The 19,330-nt window shown below is 41.1% G+C and carries 13 protein-coding genes, 1 pseudogene and 1 riboswitch; of the genes and pseudogenes, 11 read left to right on the forward strand and 3 right to left on the reverse strand.

Features of this window, described 5'->3' with window-relative positions:
* Nucleotides 1-12 precede the first annotated feature (12 nt).
* On the forward strand, nucleotides 13-798 hold the full coding sequence (locus L1068_RS05035) for a 4'-phosphopantetheinyl transferase superfamily protein (protein ID WP_237129354.1): 786 nt from the start codon (nucleotides 13-15) through the stop codon (nucleotides 796-798).
* Here L1068_RS05035 and lysC read toward each other — a convergent pair.
* A complete protein-coding gene (gene lysC / locus L1068_RS05040) occupies nucleotides 748-2,097 on the reverse strand; it encodes a lysine-sensitive aspartokinase 3 (protein WP_343221854.1) in 1,350 nt (449 codons plus the stop codon). The genes L1068_RS05035 and lysC overlap by 51 nt on opposite strands.
* 67 nt (nucleotides 2,098-2,164) lie before the next feature.
* Nucleotides 2,165-2,338, reverse strand: a riboswitch (Lysine riboswitch).
* Between the two features lie 98 nt (nucleotides 2,339-2,436).
* A complete protein-coding gene (nhaD, locus tag L1068_RS05045; protein ID WP_237129355.1) occupies nucleotides 2,437-3,690 on the reverse strand; it encodes a sodium:proton antiporter NhaD in 1,254 nt (417 codons plus the stop codon).
* Nucleotides 3,691-3,884: 194 nt separating this feature from the next.
* Between nhaD and L1068_RS05050 the strand changes: the two genes are divergently transcribed.
* The 9 genes and pseudogenes from L1068_RS05050 to L1068_RS05090 all read left to right on the forward strand — a co-directional run bounded on the left by L1068_RS05050 (nucleotide 3,885) and on the right by L1068_RS05090 (nucleotide 16,286).
* Nucleotides 3,885-5,132, forward strand: coding sequence for a hypothetical protein (locus L1068_RS05050; RefSeq protein WP_237129356.1), 1,248 nt, complete (start codon nucleotides 3,885-3,887; stop codon nucleotides 5,130-5,132).
* Between the two features lie 5 nt (nucleotides 5,133-5,137).
* A complete protein-coding gene (locus L1068_RS05055; protein ID WP_237129357.1) occupies nucleotides 5,138-5,689 on the forward strand; it encodes a hypothetical protein in 552 nt (183 codons plus the stop codon).
* Entirely contained in the window at nucleotides 5,689-8,487 is a 2,799-nt protein-coding gene (locus L1068_RS05060; RefSeq protein ID WP_237129358.1) for an ATPase, read from the forward strand. Before L1068_RS05055 ends, L1068_RS05060 begins: the two co-directional genes overlap by 1 nt.
* A gap of 123 nt (nucleotides 8,488-8,610) precedes the next feature.
* On the forward strand, nucleotides 8,611-9,243 hold the full coding sequence (locus L1068_RS05065; protein WP_237129359.1) for a lysoplasmalogenase: 633 nt from the start codon (nucleotides 8,611-8,613) through the stop codon (nucleotides 9,241-9,243).
* Nucleotides 9,244-9,291: 48 nt separating this feature from the next.
* Nucleotides 9,292-10,323, forward strand: a complete 1,032-nt coding sequence (locus L1068_RS05070; RefSeq protein WP_237129360.1) for a DUF2235 domain-containing protein — start codon at nucleotides 9,292-9,294, stop codon at nucleotides 10,321-10,323.
* 1,123 nt (nucleotides 10,324-11,446) lie between these two features.
* Nucleotides 11,447-11,866, forward strand: coding sequence for a hypothetical protein (locus L1068_RS05075; protein ID WP_237129361.1), 420 nt, complete (start codon nucleotides 11,447-11,449; stop codon nucleotides 11,864-11,866).
* Nucleotides 11,867-11,880: 14 nt separating this feature from the next.
* The gene (locus L1068_RS05080) at nucleotides 11,881-13,458 is read left to right on the forward strand and encodes a tyrosinase family protein (protein ID WP_237129362.1); all 1,578 of its coding nucleotides are present in this window, start codon (nucleotides 11,881-11,883) and stop codon (nucleotides 13,456-13,458) included.
* 71 nt (nucleotides 13,459-13,529) lie between these two features.
* Nucleotides 13,530-14,726, forward strand: coding sequence for a phosphatidylserine decarboxylase (locus L1068_RS05085; RefSeq protein WP_237129363.1), 1,197 nt, complete (start codon nucleotides 13,530-13,532; stop codon nucleotides 14,724-14,726).
* Nucleotides 14,727-14,898: 172 nt separating this feature from the next.
* Nucleotides 14,899-16,286: pseudogene (locus tag L1068_RS05090) on the forward strand (MFS transporter).
* Between the two features lie 69 nt (nucleotides 16,287-16,355).
* Here the strand turns inward: L1068_RS05090 and pyrC are convergent.
* The gene (gene pyrC / locus L1068_RS05095) at nucleotides 16,356-17,393 is read right to left on the reverse strand and encodes a dihydroorotase (protein WP_010559887.1); all 1,038 of its coding nucleotides are present in this window, start codon (nucleotides 17,391-17,393) and stop codon (nucleotides 16,356-16,358) included.
* A gap of 167 nt (nucleotides 17,394-17,560) precedes the next feature.
* On the opposite strand from pyrC, the gene L1068_RS05100 reads away from it, so the two are divergent.
* Nucleotides 17,561-19,252 (forward strand): collagenase, encoded by a 1,692-nt coding sequence (locus tag L1068_RS05100; protein WP_237129364.1) that lies wholly within the window; start codon nucleotides 17,561-17,563, stop codon nucleotides 19,250-19,252.
* Nucleotides 19,253-19,330 lie beyond the last annotated feature (78 nt).

Genomic DNA, 19,330 nt, shown 5'->3' on the forward strand with positions numbered 1-19,330 from the left:
AATCTATCGGGTATGGAAACGATTAACAACAAAAAACCACCAATCACAGGCATCTCGCCTGAGCGCGCGCATTTTAGCGTGCTAAGCCCTAACTCACCAATTAATTTAGTTATAGCCAATAGCCAAGCCCTTAATTTCGACCAAATAAACATCACCAGTTTATTATCCGCGCATGAAATTAGCATTTTAGAAAGGCGCAAGTTAGAAAGCGCTAAACGCGAATACTTAGCCTCGCGTTATTTAATTAAGCAATTAGCGCAACAGTTTTTTGCGTATGAAGCCGCTGAACTCACCACCTTTTTTGATGAACACACTGCACGTTTGGTGATTAAATATCAAAACAACACCCTGCCACTTTCACTGGTGATAAGTCACTCCAAAGGCTGGGTTGCGGTATATTTAGCACGTGAGCCAGAGCGTATGGGCATCGACCTTGAATTTATGTCGCAAAAGCGCCCTTTTTTAAAACTAGCCAAGCACTTTTATCATATTGATGAAATTAATGAAATTGAGAGAGCAAGCCCTATGTCCGATACTTTTTTTCGTATTTGGACATTAAAAGAGGCTCTTGCCAAAGCTGTTGCCATGCCTATCGCCCAGCTGCTTGCGCCTAATGTATATCATGGATATGCAAAACATAATTTAGCAGCCTATAGCTGCCAAATTAATGGGTTTGATTTTAGTTTGGCAACGCCAATGACTGTTAAACAGCCACCAGCGCTTATTGAAGTTTCTCTTACACCCGACTTAACAGGCTTCGAGCAAACGACTGTGAATCGCTTGCACCACGTTATCTGATTCAGTTTGCTCAACTAAGAAACATAAGTTGTGCTTACTTGCGCCATGGCAAATTAAACGAATATTAAAATCACTGAGTACACCCATTAAATTAATTTCGCCGTGACGTAATTGAATTTCAGAGCCGATTAATGCCACCAGTGTTAAATTATTCTCAACCGTTACATGACAAAACTCGCTTAACTCATCAAGACAAGCTTGTTCAAGCTCCGGGCGTGATGCATTCGGCGCGTTATCTAACGTTAACGCAACACTGATTTCAGATGTAGTCACTAAATCGACCGAAATATTGTACTTCGCTAAAATGGTAAACACGCGTGCTAAAAAGCCGCTTGCAAGCAGCATTTCAGGGCTTTTAACCGTTAATAGTATTTGATTTTTACGCTGTGTGACCGCGCGAATGCCCGCTTGTTCTGATTTTTCTTTTTCAATCCAAGTACCACCTTGCTCTGGCGCTTTGCTCGAACCAACAAACACACTAATGCCACTGCGACTTGCTGGTAAAATAGTGGCTGGATGTAATACTTTCGCGCCAAAGGTTGCCATTTCTGCCGCTTCATCAAAGCTCAGTTTGGCAATCGGCGCCGCTTTAACACATAAACGGGGATCTGTACTAAAAATACCCACTACATCTGTCCAAATGTAAACAGCTTTTGCATCAACCGCTTCAGCCAATAATGCTGCACTGTAATCAGAACCACCACGGCCAAGCGTGGTTGTGTCACCTTGGCTATTTGCACCAATAAAACCTTGGGTAACAACAATACTTTCGCTTAATAACGGCAATAAGTTTGATTGTGCTAATTCACGAGTGCGTTCAACATTAGGTTCTGCTTTACCAAAATGTGAATTTGTCGCGAGCACTTCGCGTGCATCAAAGCGCAGCGATTGTGCACCTAAGCTGCGTAAAACTTGGGTAAATAAATACGATGATAAACGCTCACCAAAACTTAATAGTTCATCGCTCGCTTTGTCATCAAATTCGTTTTGTAATGCAAAGGTTTTAAACGCTTCAAGTGTTGCTAAAAAACCTTCGGTAATGTCGTCATCTAATGTGAGTTTTTCAGTAATTTTGTGCTGAATGGCTACCACTGCGTCAATATGCTCTTGGCGTGCAGCGTCCGTCAAATCGTCATTTGCAAGGCTTACTAAATGATTTGTAACACCAGAGCTTGCACTTACGGCAACTAAACAGGTGTTTGGGTTTGATATAACAATTTCGGCGCAGCGCACCATAGCGTCATAGTCTGCGACACTGGTACCACCAAATTTTGCTACATTAATACTCGAATTAGACACGGTCTCTCCTTTAAATCTTAATAAGGAGAACTTGGCAAGGAACGTGATTGATTACATCAGGATAGTCTCTGCCAGAAGCTCTCCACCTGTTACAGGTGACAGTCCCGAAGATTCAACTTCTAGAACCGAAGCGAGCTGGCCACAAATCCAGATCACTCCTCGGCATTTAACCCCCTGATAGACCGTCGTCGGGAATGCGCCCTCGAATCTACTACCTGGTTAATGCACCTCTTCTGTTGTTTGCATGCAACAATAATGTTTATCGCATTACAGCAAACAAAAAGCCTTCTAAAAAGAAGGCTTTTGAAATTTACCGTTTAGCCGTCTAGCTGTCAATCACTAATTAATAAATAAACAACCAACTAAATACGATGATGAATAACCAATGGTATAGGCAATCATCAAATACATAAACATGCGTAGGTAACTTACAAAGGTAAGTTCCTTAATTTTGCTCATTGCAATAATACCCGCAGCTGAACCGATAATTAGCATTGAGCCGCCTACACCGGTTGCATAGGTAAAGGTTAACCACTGACGTGTATCCATTACGATATCTGCTTTTAAAAGTGCTGCGGTAAGCGGTACGTTATCAACGGCCGCTGACAAAATACCCATAAAGTAGTTTGCATATTCAGGTGCAAGTACTTCATAAAGGTGGGTAAATTGATTCAACACTCCAATTTCTTTCATCGCACCTACAAGTAATAACACACCCACAAAGAATAATAAGGTGTCATACTCAATTTCACGCACGTAATCGATAATCTTTTTATTCACATCTTTTTTGCGCATTAAGAATTGCGCTACTAAGAACATTAGCGATAAACCAAATAAAAAGGTTAATAATGGCGGAATGTGATACCACACACTAAACATTAGCGTGGCTACGATGGTCGAAACAAAAATACAGGCAATAGTGATATCAGTTTTTTCAATACGGCGCAGTTCGACTTTTTCAAAGGTAATGGTGCCTTTCATGCCCATACTCAGCATGGCCGCTAAAATAAATACCGATAACGCTGCAGGAGCGACAAGCAACAATAAGTTAGCAATGGTGACTTTATCTGCAAGGAAAATCATTAAGGTCGTTACATCACCGGTGATAAGCGATACCCCACCTGAGTTCACTGCAAATACAATAAGCGTGGCATACTTAATGAGTTTTTTGGCATCAAGCTTTAACGACATCACAACCGCCAGTGATATCAGCGTTGCGGTGATGTTGTCAGAAATCGACGAGAAGAAAAATGCAAACGCACCGATTAAATACATTAAATTGCGCTCGCTCATTTCATTAGGCAATACCCTATGCACCAAGCTTTGAATAAACCCTTTGGAGTTTAAATAAGCAACAAAGGTCATCGCTGCCATCAAAAACAACCACAAGGTCGCAATTTCTAAAATATTATGATCGAGTTCTTTTTGAACAGATTCTGGGCTTTGCCCATGTAAAGGGGAAATAAAGAGAATAATCCAGCACAAAGTTCCAAAAAATAGCGTTGTTTTGGCTTTGTTTACATGGATAATATCCTCTATAACAATCAGCACGAATGCGATTATTATCAGCGCGAGAATAACACCTGACACCATCTTGTTATTTTAACCTGTAGAGTTGAGTTAAAAATTTGAACGAACACCCAACCTGCGGTCGATAATAAGCCTGTTGAGCGGCGCGAAGTGTAGCACTGAAGATTACCTAAAACCACTACGGTTTTAGCCTAATTACACATTTTTTTTATAAAAAATTTACTTTTTGGATAGATATCAAGTTAACGTGGATAAATATGATCCCACCTAAAAGAATTCTAGCAACCTTGGTAGACAATTGGTCACTGATTGAAGCCTTAATTAAACGCTTTGATTTTGGCGATTTTAGCTTCCAAGATGCCCAAAGCTTGTTAAAAAAATTAGAACCAAAACTCTCTTCCGAGGCGGTATTTAAGCAAATTAACAAGTTGATCCAGTTAGAGATCATCATACCTCTAGCTAAATCGTCACAGCTCGAAATTAACCGTGCTATTGCCGATTTTTCGCAGTTTTTATTGCAAGAAGAAAGCCTTGGCCTCGTTGGCGAGATTCACGTACTCGTTGACGATTTAGCACGCTTAAACCAACGCTTATCTAACGCGGGCTTTAACGACGATGAAATGGAAATTAAACGAAATGCCCGCATTATGGATGAGCGCGTGCGTAAAATTGTTAAATTATTCCAACATAATCAAAACGCTATTTTTAACCTTGTTGAACAAGCTAAATCTAACGACTCTAATTTAACGCTGGCAAAACGCTATAAAGCGGTCATTGAAGCATTTGATGAATACATCGAGCCAATGCTAAATATGGTGGATATTGGCGGCGAGTTTAAATTGTGTTTTGAGCAAATTGAAGCCTCACTAAGTGATTTGATTTTGCACTTCACCACCCTTGGCAAATTTAAACACGAGAAACGCCAGCTAGAGCAACTACGCAGCCGTATTTTAGATATGTACCTTATTGGTCAGCAGTCTCTTACCAAAAGTGCCGATGTATTATTGCCACTGCGTGAAGAATTGCGCCGCAATACCCAGCTAACCAAGCAAACCTCAGAGGTACTTGCGCTTATTCGTAAACAAGGGGTGGATAAAATCCTGGGGAAATTTATGCCGTACTTTAGCTCAGAAGCCCAGCGATTATCGCTTGGTTCTAACAACCAAATCACTGCGTATATGGCTGAGCTGGCAGAATTTGAGCACGACGAATACGAATTACCGGATATGAGTGCGGTAAATCAATACATTGCACCTAACATTCCTGATTACAACCAAGTAAAACAACGCTTTACCCAAGCTAAACGCAGCAAAAAAGCGTCTATTATGGATTTCTTAACGACCACCTATGATGAACTAGAAACTGACGAGTTGTTATACCTTTACCAAAAGCTAGCAAGCGATAACATGCTCGCTATTTCACACGGCGAGCAAGTGACCATTCAAAGTGGCAATAAACAACTTACGCTCAAGCCGTATCTCGCACGTTCAGTTTCATCGGATTAATTTTTATGTCTCAAATCGATTTATCATTGCTTTCAGAACTTAAAGCAATCAATAAAAAACTGGTGTCTGGCTACCATATTTGCGAGCAAGACAGCCAACTCTTTCAACAACTTGACCAAGAGTTTGATGCGTATGAAGCACTTTTTGCGGCACTTGGCCAAACCCTTGTTCACGACGCTCGCGGGTTTTATTACCTGCAAGTGGATGAGGGCACCCCAAATATGGGTAAAATCTCACGCTCATTCGCCCTTAGCATTTATGTACTGATTGAGCACTACGCCAACCTAGGTAAAGATCCGCTGGTTGCCCTTTTCGATACCGATATCGACCTTGAACTGATGATGACCTTAGTGCAAAACAACAAGCATTTATTTGATCAGCTAGAGATCTTTTCAGGTAGCGATATGCGCCGTGATGTGTTTTTACGTATGGTAAGGCTTGGTGTTGCCCGCGAAACTGAACTGGGTTTTCGTATTCTTGCCTCTGCGCACCGCTATTTAGATGCCCTAAACGATATTAGCAATTTTCAAAGTCACATGGACGAGGAGCAAGTGTAATGACTGAATTATATGGATTAAACAAACTTGCCCTATTAAATACTGCAGGTTACGCAAAATGCGTGATCCCGCTCAACAAAAGTAGCTCTATTTGTGCGCCTAATAACACAGGTAAAAGCTCGGTTATCAACGCATTGCAGTTTCCGCTAATTAACGATTTACGTTTAACCGAATGGGACGGACACGACCTTGACGAAACCCGTAAATTCTATTTCGCGTCTGATCAATCGTATATTCTACTTGAAGCAGAGCTCCCCCATGGCTCAGTAGTCATTGGTGTGGCAGGCCTTGGTAAAGTAGCAGGTTATGGCTACCAGTATTTTTGCTACCACGGTAAGTTAGATTTAGCCGACTACACACAAAACAAACGTATTTTAAAATACACTCAGCTATTTAAAGAGTTAGGTGAAAAAGGTTACGCTCCGTATGAACTTAAAGCACAAGAGCTAAACGCCCTACTGACTGGCGGCGCAACCCCGTTTGATAGCGTGCTTAATCTTAAAATGATCCCGCTCAATCATGCCCATGATGCACCGATTTATAAAGAGATTTTCCGCCGAATTCTTAACTTACATAAACTTGGCGCACAAGATGTAAAACGCTTTATGTTAAAAGTGTTTGAGCGTCATATGTCAAATGCCAAGGTCGACTTTTACGATGTGTGGCAACGCGCCTTTGAAAAAGTAAATCGTGCCAAAATAGAATTAAAAGCGCTTGAGCAAAACGGCGAAGCAATCACCGCGCTTGAAAGTATGTTAGAGCACCAAAGCGCACTAAAAGGCAAACTTGCTGCTTTTACGCCAAAAATTGATAAGGCCTTAATTGATTACAGCGATTTTAACGACAACAAACTGATTGAAATCACCGAGCAGCTTGAAGGCATTGAAAGCGAAAAAATCGAGTTTGAACAGCGCCAAAGCCTGTATTTAGGCCAACTACGTGAGATTGAGCGTAAACGCACCCAACTCGATGCCTGGTTTAGTGAATTTTCAACGCTTAAAAATGAGTTTGAGCTGGTTAACGAAGCGCAGTTAAAAGCCGAGCTTTCGCAAGTTAAAAAAGAATACGATGCGCTCTCGCATACCCTTGCAAGTGCCGAGGGGCAATCACTTGTTACTTTAGATTTCCGCATTAAAGATGCCACCAAGCAAATTAAAAGCTTAAAACAGCAGCTTAAAAACCTTGAGTACAACTTATTTACTCGCATGCGTGAAGATTTATCACTGAAAGAAGTAGAAGATATTTCGTGCCTGCTTAATCACGACATTATGACCATGGCAACGTCAGGTAAAAGTGATATTGCCATTCATGATGAAACGGCATTTAGTGAACTGCTTGATTTAATTTCCCGTTCAATTGAAGGCAATGTAGCCAAATTGCCAGGCATTGATATTCCGTTAAAGGGCTTAAACGCACTTAAAATGCAATCAGGCGATGATAAAGAAACCATTAAGGCGCAAATTAATGCGTTTGAAACATCGCTCAAAGAACTACTAGCACAAAAAGAAGTTGCCGTTGATTTAGAAGGCAAAAAGCAGGAAAAAGAAACCCTGTACCAAACGGTAATGGCGCACGAAGCCGCACTGAGTCAATTTACTAAATACACCACTATGCTTGCCTCAATCGAGGCGCAAGAGTTATTACTCTCACAGCTTGAAAGCGAGCAAGATGAAGTAGAAGGGTTACTCAGCGAAGTGCAAAACGCCGTTGCTACCATTGCTGATAGACGCTCAATTATTAAAGCTAACCGCGATATGCTGGCGCGCCAAAGTGCCCGTTTAGCACAAGTAAAGTCAGAGCGTATTGACCATACCCTTGATTTTTACACAGGTAAATCAACGCCCTACCCAATTGATATCGCCATTGATTTTGATAACTTAGCCGATTTAATTCATGGCTTTAACAAAGACTGCCATGAGCTTAGAAACTTTGCGGTTAACGTATCAAACACCTACCTGCATATTTACAACGCAGGTCTTACCAAATTTGATGGCGAAACGGACGAATACGTAAAGTATCAAAAAGTGATTAATGCGTATCATAACCTTGATAACGAGCAACAAGCGGTTGAGCGCCAAGCGCGTGTGGCATTGACCGAAGTAGCCGCCACCATTAAAGGGCTGCGCGAAGATTTAGATCGCCTGCGCCGTGAAATGAACAGCTTTAATAGCGGCATTAGCCAGCACCGTATTTCAAACTTACAGAGCTTTAAAATTGAAGTATTGCCACGCAAACAGCTTATTGAAAGTATTGATACCATTATCTCTACGTCAAATAAGCTTGATAACGGCGATACCCTCGATTTACTAAGCCAACAAGTGTTTGATGAAAAAGAGATTAATCGTGCAAAAGATCACTTAATTGAGCTTGCCACGGGTAATGGCGGATTAACCTTAAGTGATTTATTTGATATTCGCTTTGTAGTGGTTAACCGCGCAGGCGAGCAAGATACTTTTGATAAAATCGATTCTGCTGGTTCAAACGGTACCCGTATTACCATTAAGCTACTGTGCGGCATGTTATTTATTCGCTACTTATTGGCAGATAAAGAACAAAGCAAATACCGTATTCCTATCTACATTGATGAAGCGGCAGATATCGACCCGCAAAACCAACAAGCGATTATTGAAACCGCTTACAGTTTTGGTTTCGTGCCGCTATTTGCCTCGGTTAAACCACAGGTAAGCTGCGAATACATCGTGCCAATTCGCACAGTAAGCGATGGTAAACAAAACTGGGTGGATGAAAACGACTGGATTGAAGTTAGCGACACTGAAAGTAATTTCACTGCAAGCTAATTTAACCACAGCGCAAATTAATTAAAAGCGGCACAAAATAAGTGCCGCTTTTTGTTATAAACTGTTGAGTTCTTCGCAGTTCTTGCGTATTTTGGACACAATTTTGTTGTAAAACCGTTAATTATGTTTAATACACTTCTGCCTTTTATTTTTATTTCGGCATACAGTCACATTTACTTTGATAGCTTAAAAAAAGACGCACTCTGTTATATTTTTAAGCCGTTAACCACCATTTTGATAATTTGCCTTGCGTATTTGCAAACCACTACCTTCACACCGGTACACTACTGGGTATTTGGCGGGTTAGTCTTCTCATTACTTGGCGACATATTCTTAATGCTGAAAAAAGATTATTTTCTGCAAGGACTCATCGCATTTTTTATCGCCCATGTAGCCTATGTGATTGCCTTTACCGACACCACAGGCTTTGAGTTTAATAGTTGGTTGCTGCTCTTTTTATTAGCCTATGCAGGCATACTTATCGCCGTTTTAAATAAACATTTGGGTAAGTTGCGTATTCCGGTTTATGCCTATGCAACGGCACTGACTTTAATGGTGCTTACAAGCTACAACTTCTTCCAGCTATCGTGGCACTACATGAGCCTTTACGCCTTTGTTGGTGCGCTGTTTTTTATGGTGTCAGACTCTATTTTGGCGTATCGCCGTTTTGTTAAAGAATATGCGTGGAGCCAACCTGCTATTTTAGCAACTTACTACATCGCACAAAGTATGATTGCGCTTAGCTTAACCAATTAGCCTTGAATGGGTTTTTAGAATAACGAGTATTAACAAGGACTGTTTTAAATGAATGCCGTATTTTGCTTCGATGGCACCTGCAACGAACCCAGTGATGTGGATGATGTATTTTACAACAGCAGCATCAGCAATATTTTAAAAACCCATATTTTTTGCGGTGGTGATTTAGTAAATACAAGCCACGCCTTTGAGCAGCAAAAAAGTTTTTATTACGCAGGCATTGGCACCTACGGTAATTGGTTAAGCCAAGTGTTAAATACCATGTTTGCACCTGAATACGCTGATTTAGAAAGCATTTACAAGCAAGCATACAATGACTACCTCACCCTTAGAGGTGATGACCACATTTTTATTTTTGGTTTTAGCCGCGGCGCCGCAATTGCAAGACGCTTTGCCAGCAAACTCACTGAGCAAGGTCGAAAAATCACTTTTTTAGGTGCATACGACACTGTTGCGTCTATCGGCATGCCTGATTTAAGCGCACACACTCAGCCTGCAAGCGATGTGGTTTTTGAAAACAACAGTGTAAGCCCGCTAATTCAACAGGCAGTGCATTTAGTTGCTATGGATGAACGCCGTATTGCTTTTCAACCCCTGTTGATGGCACCGGGTGCTAATGTAAAAGAAGTGTGGTTTGCTGGTGTGCATGCAGATATTGGCGGCGGCTTTTGGCACGATGGTCTTGCCGACATTTGCCTAAGCTATATGCTTGAAGAGGCAAAACACTTTGGTTTACAAGTGCTTGAACTTCATCAAGTCGATTACTCAAAACTTAGTGAGAATGAGGTCTCTATCGGCTCTGACGATATCGCTATTTTCCCGCAAATTGATGGCCCACTGCACCAAAAAGCCCGCACTGGTTTTATGTCATCAAAAACATTAAACCCAAGGCAAGTGCGCGTTGATTGCTTGGAAGACTGTATGCCGCTGGTACATTACAGCGTAGTTGAACGTTTTCAAGCTATCGCCGATTACCGCCCAATCGCCCTTCGCAATAAGGCATTTCAGTTGTTATTACCTAATGGTGAACGCAGTGGAATGATTTTTGGTATAGAGGGAATGAGGGAGTATTCGGTGTAGTGATGTATTTGGTTTGAGTGTAATCCTTCACACTTTCGCTTCAATCTAGCATTTGTCGCGCTGGCGACGACAGCCAAAGGACGGCTTGCGCCGGCCTCCCTTTGGAATCCCTCGGCGCCCCAAAAATCAAACTAATTCTTCAAACACATTTTAAATGTGAACATAAACGCCATGAATCGGCGCGCTAAACGTCCCTGCAAGCTTTCCAGCTAGAAGTCCTTTTCTCGCGTTCATAGCTAGCCGAACTTCGTTCGTCTCTAGACGCTACTCACCCATGCCTCAGCATGGCTCGACCGCTTCGCGCCTTGCCTCGCATTATTCATTTAAATTGTATTTTCAGGGGTGATGGAGCGAATCTTGAAAGCTGTATTTCAAGTTTTAGTTGTAACGTGCACGAAGCAAGACCTGAAATTTTTCTGATACTAAAGACTCTTTTTCTATCCGTTCTAAGTCTGCCGTTGAATACAGTAATTCTTCAGGCAACTCTGCATTACAAAACTCGGAATGAGATAGCCTTCGATTAAATATCGTTTTGTCACACTCTGGACAAATATATTTCATTAACTAAATCTTCCTTAAAAATATTTCTTTTTCAATATATATACTTAGCTGCTACTTCAATATAACCGAAGTAATTTAAAAATTTCAATTAATCAAAAGTTAACTGCTGTATAGAAGACCCATTGCCAAGAAGCAATCAGTATAAATAAACAAAGGAAATAAGTCGGCGCCAAGTAACAAAACTTATGGTTATCCAGCAAAAATCTATCTGTAATACCTCGTAATAAAACTATTCCAACTCCTCTGCTAGTGTTTATTAATTGCACAATTCAATTTGACTGAGCCAGCATCAAGCAAAACTCGCAAAACAAAAATATGCAAAAGGAGATAGGCTATGTACCCACATTTACTGATAAAAGGAAAGATCAACACTCTATACAGTTGTATTGCTCTGTATTTAGTAGGAGCTGCGCATATTTTATTGATCGCCGGTATTGTTCAGTGCCTTTTTTACAGCATACTTTTCCTATTAAGTTATTCCGTCTTACGCGAACATATTTTTTACCAGTCTCTTTTCAAACATTTTTGGTCAGTGTTTAGCTTTGGCGGTATCGGAATGTTTTTGGGGCATTGGATAGACTCTGGTACCTCCGCGCAAGCCCATTCTCACCATCACCATATGCATCACCATACCAATGTACCTCAACTAGTCGAGCTCATAGCGAGCGCTACCTGGAGTAATATGATGCTGTTTATGATTCTATTTTGTCTGCCTTCGTGTTACTTCTTCTGTAACCAATACATCAACCAAGCCGACTCGCGCTCTAAGTTTTCCATCTATGGCATAACTACCTTTGCAATGATCACCGGTATGTTACTCGCTGTCATTTTAGAGCAATCGGTATCTGCTCATTTAACGTTAACCCCTATGGCAAGTCATCTCAACATGGTGTTTTTTATGGCTCTTTTTAGTACCGGTAGCTTCAGTATTTGCAAAATCTACTTTTGCTGCCACCCACAAATAGCAACAACATCGAAATAGAAAAAGGAACAACTATGACTACGCTACGAGTTCGTCATTCTGTGCGTGAACTACAGAATATGTATGACCAGGGAAATACAAAACCATTGGATGACCTTATCCGAGCTTGGATAGGGATCAAGTCTCTGCCAGTAGATGACCTAAATTCATTTTTTATCATTGGCGGCTACCACGGTGAACCATTTGAAGGGCAAGGTGCAACCTTGAAGCAATATTGGGGTGGATACTGCAATCATGGTAATGTGCTCTTTCCGACTTGGCATCGAGTATATGTTTTACGAATTGAAGAGGCTCTGCAAAGCTTCGAGCCTGATGTCATGATGCCTTATTGGGATGAAACCAGTGAAGAAACACTTAGGCTGGGTATTCCCAAAGTACTGACCGAAGAAAAGTATGAGCTTGATGGTGTCCTAGTCGATAACCCGTTGCAATCATATATATTTCAAAAAGACGTGATGGATGTTAAAGGCGAGTCGCTTTATTCAAAGCCAGAAGGGTACAAAACCGTTCGTTACCCGCTATCAGGATTAGTTGGAACCCAAGCGGCGCAAGAAAAAACTGAAATTCATAACAATAAGTTTCCGAATCATACTGAAAATACCGCTTTACTCAATGAAAATGTGCGTGCTTGGCTCATTTCAGGTAGCACCTCAGATAAAAGCCCTAAGCCCAAAACAACTGGTACAGCATACAAGTATTTTCGTTGTTTAGATGCACCAAATTACACGGCTTTTTCAAATGTCGTCTCTGCTAGTGAGTGGACTCAAAACAACTCTGGGCACACGATAGTTGCGTTAGAAGATCCACACAATGATGTGCACTTGGCAGTTGGCGGGTTTGATGTGCCAGAGCAAGGAGAGTTTGGGCTCATAGCAGGAGCAAATGGCGATATGGGTGAGAACAACACAGCTGGCCTAGACCCTATTTTCTTCTTCCATCATTGCAATGTTGATCGCATGTTTTGGCTGTGGCAAGTACGAAATGGTCACACCGATAATTTTGAAATCATTGCGAACTACCCAGGTACTAACGCGAGTGGTGACATAGCAAAGGGTGGCCAAGGTCCCGCAGTAGGACAACAAGATGATGAACAGCTCACTATGGAAACAAACCTCTATCCCTTTTTAAAAGGCGACGCTCCTGATGAGATTTATTACACCTCAAATGATTGCATCAATATCGAAACCCAGCTGGGTTTTACATACAGTGATGGTTCTCTAAGCACCATAGTCGATAGAGAAAAAAATGAAGAACTCAGTATTTTTGAGGACATCACTATAAAAAGCACCAAAAAGCTCGAAGTGAGTAATATTAACAGAGCAAACTTCAAAGGTTCATTTGTGATACGGGCCTATGCACAAGTTGGCGAGAAAACGTTCTTTTTAGGCCATAGAAGTATACTCAGCCGTGGAGATGTCAGTAATTGTGCAAATTGCCAAACTCATTTAGGCGTTGTTGTTCACTTTGATTTATTTGATTTAACCCAAGAGGAAATCGAGAAGGCCTCTTTCTCTGTCGAAATACAACATAGGGAGCATGCCAATAACGACAAATCTAAGCTGCAAATATTTGATACAAGAGTGATCGACTAATCAAAAAGCTCTGTGGGTTTTAACCTTTAAACTCACAGAACTGTTCACGTATAAACAACAAGGAAAGCAACATGAGTATACCTAAACAACCTGAGTTGACCGAAGCGATGGAAGTACTGTTGGCTGAACTCAATGAAATTTTATCCAACCCAGTTGTTGAGGCAGCTTACAACGAAGCAGTCTCAAATGTGCAAAAAGATATTTTTGATTTAGAAACACAAAGCACGATACCTAATCCGTGGGCAGGCACTACTGTAGAGTATTTCATAAATTACTTTAAAGACTGGTTTACATTTTTACCCTCACCAACCAGTGGTCTTGGAAAGATAGTCCCATTCACATGGTTTTACATCAACAATCAATCTGCATTCTTTTTTCTCAATACCTTCGAGAGTAAAAGCGTGTGCGCAACCAAATACAGCAAAGAAATATTCAACTGGACGGTGAAGTTCATTAAAGCTCGGGGGGAGTTTATGGACTCTCATGCATCTGCTCCTAGTTACTTAATTAAAGAGTGGGAAACATTTCTTGGCTCGCAAATGCAAGATTATGTTGTCCCCGAAGGCGGATACCGTACCTTTAATGAATTCTTTACTAGAAAGTTGAAAGATCAGTCAAAATCTCGACCAATTATTGATGACTCTCCTGCCGTGGTAGTTGCCTCTGGCGATACCGAAATTAACTTTATCGAGTCAAATTTAGCCCTTGAGACAGACTTAAAAGTTAAAACCAGACAAATCAATGTCGCTCAGTTATTAGGAAATTCAGACTTAGCGCATTACTTTGAAAATGGTACCGCACTTTCTTGTGTGTTAATGCCTAATAACTATCATCATTATCATAGTCCTGTAGATGGCGAAATTGTTGAGTCCAAAGATATACCGGGCATATACAATGGTATTGTTGATGGCGAAGATTGGTTTAATAAAGGCAACATTGGCGAAAGTACTACCGACTTTAGTATCTTTGAAGACTTCCATCGCGCCTACTACATTGTCGACACAAAACAATATGGTTACGTAGCCATTGTCCCCGTTGGATTAAATACGATTAGCAAAATAAGGTCTCTGATACCCTATACAGACAAACTCGTTGAAAAAGGAGAAACTCCTGTACGCATTAAAAAAGGCGACGAGCTAGGGCATTTCGCCTATGGTGGTTCGCTAAACATCATATTATTTGAGCCTGGTGTGTTTAGCTCTTTGTCAGTTCTTATGGGGCAAAGATTGGGAGAAATGTCCGCTCCAAGCAGACTAAAATCAAATTAATAAAAATTCCAATTAAACAGCCTCAAAAGTGTGACTTGTGTCACACTTCTCCATATTAGTTTGTGATATATGTCACACTAAAAGTGGGTTTTGCACGGTGGTAAAAGTTTTATCACCGTGCACTGTTCGGTCATTACCGTCAAACTGCCTAACCGTGCAAAAAAGTATTTCAATGAAATCATTCCCTTCGCTTTATTTCACAAACTTATTTTTGATTGGTGGAACGGGGTTACTCACTACCTACCTAGCCCTTTATTTAGGCCAACATAATGTCTCCACCTTTTGCATTGGTTTACTTACTTCGTTTTATTATTTAGGTTTGTTACTTGGTTCTAAATTGGGTTACCACTTAATCAAATCGGTTGGACATATTCGTACCTTTGTGGCAAGCACGGCGGCAGTAACTACTTGTGTTGCAGCGCATGCGCTAAGTGACAATATTTACCTCTGGTTGGTGCTGAGATTAATTGTTGGCCTGAGCATGATGTGTAACTACATGGTGTTAGAGAGTTGGCTAAACGAACAAACTGCATCTGAGTCGCGCGGACGGGTATTTTCTATTTATATGATCATGTCTTCATTGGGCATGGTATTAGGCCAATTAGCGTTATCACAATTTTCAGAGCTTGGGTATGAGCCATTATTTTTGGTGTGCATGGACTGTCGCTGGGGATTATTCCTATTTCACTCACCCGAAGAATTCACCCTAAACCGCTCAAACCGATTCAAGTGAGTCTATTTGACTACTTTAAGAAAGTGCCTCAGTCACTTACCGCGGTGCATTTTGCCGGCATTATTAATGTTAGTTTTTATGGTTTAGCACCTACGTTTGCTAGCCTTTCCGGCTTTAGTGCTCAAGAAATTGCACTGTTTATGTCAATCACCATTTTTGCAGGTTTACTGGCGCAATGGCCAATGGGTGTTATCTCCGACAAAATTCGCCGCAGTATTTTAATTCGCAGTAACGCGGTTGTCATTGGTGTAGTGAGTTTAGCCTTGTTTTTATTACCGCTTACTCAGTATGTAGCCTATGCCCTTACGTTCGCCTTTGGCTTATTTGCATTTACGCTCTACCCGCTTTCATCTGCACTGGCAAACTCGCGTGTTGAAGATGAAGACCGTGTAGGTGTATCGTCTGCCTTATTGATTATGTTTGGCGCTGGCGCTGCGATTGGTTCGGCCGTGAACGCGCAAATTATGGCGTTTTTTGGTCACCAAGCATTGTACGGTTCAACTGCGGTGCTCACTGTCGTGATGTTTGCGCTGCTAAGCTTTATTAACTCTAAACAAAAAGCAGAACAACCCGAACCAAGCGATTATGTGGTGGGTACATCCGATGTAACCGCATCACCACTGGCTGCAACTATGGATCCACGTATTGAAGAAACCACTGCGCACGAGCAATTGCTGGTAGTGGATGAAGAAAACACTCACTCTCAAGAAGGTTTAGACGATGAAGAATTTGATGACCAAGAGTTTACTAAGCAGCCACACCCAGATTTAGATGCAAGTTCACAGCAAACGCTAAAAACGAATGAAGATAATAAAACTCAAGCTTAAAGCTAACTTATTTAAATAACAAAAAAGCCCGCATGAAGCGGGCTTTTTTTACATTTAGAAAAGTGTTTGTTATTTCACTTTCCACGTAATTTCATCGCCTGCGCGAATTGGTACAACTACGTCATCACCTAGTGGGTATGACTCTGGTACTTGCCACGTGTCTTTTTCAAGTGTCACTGTGTCAGTATTACGTGGTAAACCATAGAAATCTGGGCCATTAAAGCTAGCGAACGCTTCTAACTTATCAAGTGCACCAGCTTCTTCAAATGCTTCTGCATATAGCTCAAGTGCTGCGTGCGCAGTGTAAGAACCAGCACAACCACATGACGCTTCTTTTTTATCTTTAAGGTGTGGCGCTGAATCCGTACCTAAGAAGAACTTTTTGCTGCCGCTTGTTGCCGCTTTAATTAACGCTTCTTGGTGAATATTGCGCTTTAAAATTGGTAAACAGTAGTAATGTGGGCGAATGCCACCTGCTAGCATGTGGTTACGGTTATACAGTAAGTGGTGCGCCGTAATGGTTGCTGCAACATTGTCGCCTGCTGCCGCTACAAACTCTGCTGCATCTTTCGTGGTAATGTGCTCAAGTACAATTTTCAGATTTGGGAAATCATCGACAATTTTGCACAGAATGTTTTCAATAAATACTTTTTCGCGGTCAAAAATATCAATGCTTGAATCAGTTACTTCACCGTGAATAAGTAACAACATACCCACTTCAGCCATCGCTTCAAATACTGGGTACATGCCTTCAATTGAAGTTACGCCTGAATCTGAGTTAGTCGTTGCGCCTGCTGGGTATAATTTAGCAGCAACAATTTTACCACTCGCTTTCGCTTTTTTAATTTCTTCTGGCGTTGTTTTATCGGTTAGATATAACACCATTAGCGGTTCAAAGTTACTATTATTGTGCGCTTGAATTCGCTCGTAGTAGCTAAGGGCAGAATCAGTACAAGTTGCTGGTGGTACAAGGTTAGGCATAATAATCGCGCGACCCATGTAACGGCTTACGTCACGTACGGTGTCTTTTAACTGGTCGCCATCACGTAAGTGAATGTGCCAATCGTCTGGGCGAGTAATGGTTAATTTAGCAGTTGTGTCTGTCATGATCCTACCTTTTATTGACGGTGAGCGGACGAACGTCCGATTGTGGTGATCTTATTGACTTGTGATGCCGCTGTAAAGCGCTAGCATGGAGGTTTATCGATAATAATTGTATACAATATCCCTTTTTGATAAGTTAACTTACACATTAACAAAAATAGAGACCAAAAATGAAACTCACACGCGCTACTTCTCTGTTGTTAACAGGGTTACTTGCATCGGGTTGTGCATCAACAACCAGCGAACCAACAAACACGCTTTTACAAAACCCTATTTCTATAAACGCCCAAGCCTATTGGCAATTAGGTTTAACCAATACTGACTTTGATGCCCTCGTAACCAACTTAAATGCTGGCGCCGATATTAATGAAACCCTTTATGCCCTGCGCGGCTTTAGCTATTTTGGCAATACTAAAAATTTAACCGCTGAGCAATTAAATGAGCTAGATGCTGCACTCTTTGCTCGCATGCAAAGTATTGCTAAAGACGACTATCGCACTATCGAAAACTACGCGGTTACACTTTACCGCTATTACTACTTTGATGACTTAAAAGATAAATTAGCTAAACATTTACCTTTATTACCTAATGTAACACTTAGCGATTCAAGCCCCCTTGCAGCGCAATATGCTAAGTGGGAACAACTGCGCGCTATCGGTTTTTTAGCATTTGAAGCACGCGGTGAAGACGAAATAAAACAAGCTGTACTTTCACAAACTGACTGGCAGCAAGAGTTACTCGATTTACTAAAAAACGATAACAGCTGGCAGCAAGCGCACGCCGCTTGGGCGCTTGGTTACATTCATTATATTTTAGATGACGAAGCAGCTGAAAAAGCACTTGATGAAAAAGTGTTGGCAGCACTTGAGCAAAACCCAAAAACAAATAAAGAGTTTATCTTTTCACAGCGTTATTTAGTGAATAGCTTCCGTGGTAAGTCAGCCTGTGAAGAGGAGTTTAAAGGCCGCTGCAGCGAAATAACACTTGATGACGCTCTACCAATTAACCATAAATGTTCAGATTCGCTGTTTATTCGCACACAAACTTTAACTACCGAGCAGCTTAATATCAGTTGTGAGCGTTTAATTTCGCAAGAATCACATTTCCATAAGGTTTACGATACTGACCGCCAGCCAGTGCCTAACGATTTTAATGAAGCGCTGCGTGTTGTTATTTTTGATAACTACACAGGCTACAACCAACACGGCCAAATGATTTTTGATATCAGCACCGATAATGGCGGTATGTACATTGAAGGTAAGCCAAGCAAACCAGGTAACCAAGCTACTTTTTATTCATTTAAAGCATTTTGGAAAGAAGATTTTTCGGTTTGGAACCTAAACCACGAATACGTGCACTACTTAGATGGCCGTTTTAATAAATACGATGGTTTTGGCCACTTTCCAAGCCACTTAGTATGGTGGAGCGAAGGGGGTGCTGAATTAATTGCACAGGGTAAAAGCAATGACCGCGTAAATAAATTACTACATGAAACAGAGCAAGCAAAATGGCCTACTTTGCGTGAAGTCTTTGATACTACCTACCAAGATGGTTCAAAACGTGTTTACCAGTGGTCGTATTTAGCGCACCGTTATTTATCAGAGAATGCCATAGATGATTATCGTCAGTTAGCGCACTTTTTACGTACTGACTACTTTGATGGCTACAGTGAACTACTCGATAGATTAGTGGCTAAACACAGCGATAAGTTTGAACACTATTTAGCTAGCTATAAGCAAACTAATCCACATCAAGAAGCGGCGCAAAAAGAAAAGCCAAATAGACTATATCGTTATTTATATCGCGATTATTTAATGCCTAAAACGCTTAAAATTAACGCCGAACATAATCATATTTTATAAAGGCAAAACAAACTTTTATTGAGCAAAAGTGCTTGCTGAGTTACATTTGTGTTAACTTCTAATAACACACGGCTAGCA

This window comes from Pseudoalteromonas sp. MMG024, from assembly GCF_021654175.1.
Lineage (GTDB): Bacteria > Pseudomonadota > Gammaproteobacteria > Enterobacterales > Alteromonadaceae > Pseudoalteromonas.